Genomic DNA, 1,196 nt, shown 5'->3' with positions numbered 1-1,196 from the left:
TGAAGTGCCCCGGGTTTTGTTCCTAGGCATTTGCCTTGATTTCCATTATTTCTCGACTGGGGTCGTGTTCCCAAAATTCGGCTTCGACTTCAGCTGGGGTGCGGTAGCCCAGGCTCTGGTGGAGCCGTGATTCGTTCCACCAGTTAACCCACTCGAACGTCGCGATTTCCACGTCGACGACATCGGCCCATGAGCGCCTATGAATCAGCTCATTCTTGTAGGAGCCGTTGACATTCTCAGCCAAAGCATTGTCATAGGAATCACCAACAGTGCCGGTAGACGCCGTAATTCCGTGCTCAGCCAGGCGCTCGTTGTAGACGATACTCACATATTGTGAGCCGTGGTCTGAATGGTGAATTAGGCCCGCCGTTTCCTTGGCGCACACGATCGCCTGGTTCAACGCCTGCAGCGGCAACGCCTCAGTACGCATCGAATCAGACAACGCCCACCCGACAATCCTCCGGGAGTACACATCAGTGACAAAAGCTGTGTACACAAACCCTTTCCTGGTGCGCACATACGTAATGTCCGTGCCGGACAGTCCAGCGCTGCGCATCAGCCGGGCTGTCTGCTCGCGGCCAATGTCAACGCCCCGGCGTTGCAGCACGCGCCACATCTTCCGCACCCCGTAGACGCCGTAATTTTCAGCATGAACGTCGCGAATATGCTCTACAAGGGCAGCGTCGCGAAGAGCGCGGGAGCTTAAGCCCCGGGCCTTGGATTGGCGGTACCCACGCGAGCTAAGAAAACCGCCTTCGCGATGCGTGTTTAACGTCTGGCAAATGAACTCGACGCAGAAACGATTCCGGTACTCATCAATGAACCGGATCATTTCCGACGTTTCGGGTCGAGTTCCGACGCGAAAAAAGCCGAAGCGGCTTTCAACAACTCATTGGTGTCCCGCAACTCTTGATTCTCGCGACGCAACCGTGCGTTTTCTGCAGCAAGGTCCTCGGGCATTGATTCCACAACACGTCCTTCGCGACGAGCGGCCTGCGTCCATTGCCTCGCCGTGTGCCACGACACACCCAGCTTTGGTGCCACGATCTTGCAGGCTGCCTGCATAGAAATATTCTCCGCCAGGATGCGGTCTTCCACGAGGCGGACCACACGGTCTTTCGCATCCCGATCAAATTTTCTCGGCATGTTCCAAATTTTCCCATCTACTCAAACGGAACAAAACCTGGGGCACTTCA

At 55.9% G+C, this 1,196-nt stretch carries 1 protein-coding gene; it reads right to left on the bottom strand.

Annotated features, from left to right (window positions below; translation table 11 throughout):
• Nucleotides 1-22: 22 nt before the first annotated feature.
• Nucleotides 23-1,146, bottom strand: a protein-coding gene (locus tag HMPREF2559_RS12605; RefSeq protein WP_210387021.1) for an IS3 family transposase whose coding sequence is annotated in 2 segments (ribosomal slippage) — nt 23-858 and nt 858-1,146 — 1,125 coding nt in all. Because the reading frame shifts where the segments join, the coding sequence is not laid out codon by codon here.
• Nucleotides 1,147-1,196: the final 50 nt, after the last annotated feature.

The sequence above is a fragment of the Corynebacterium sp. HMSC072G08 genome, from assembly GCF_001809185.1.
Lineage (GTDB): Bacteria > Actinomycetota > Actinomycetes > Mycobacteriales > Mycobacteriaceae > Corynebacterium > Corynebacterium phoceense.
The sequence above is the reverse complement of the archived record's forward strand: the minus strand, read 5'-3'. Positions and strand labels throughout refer to the sequence as shown.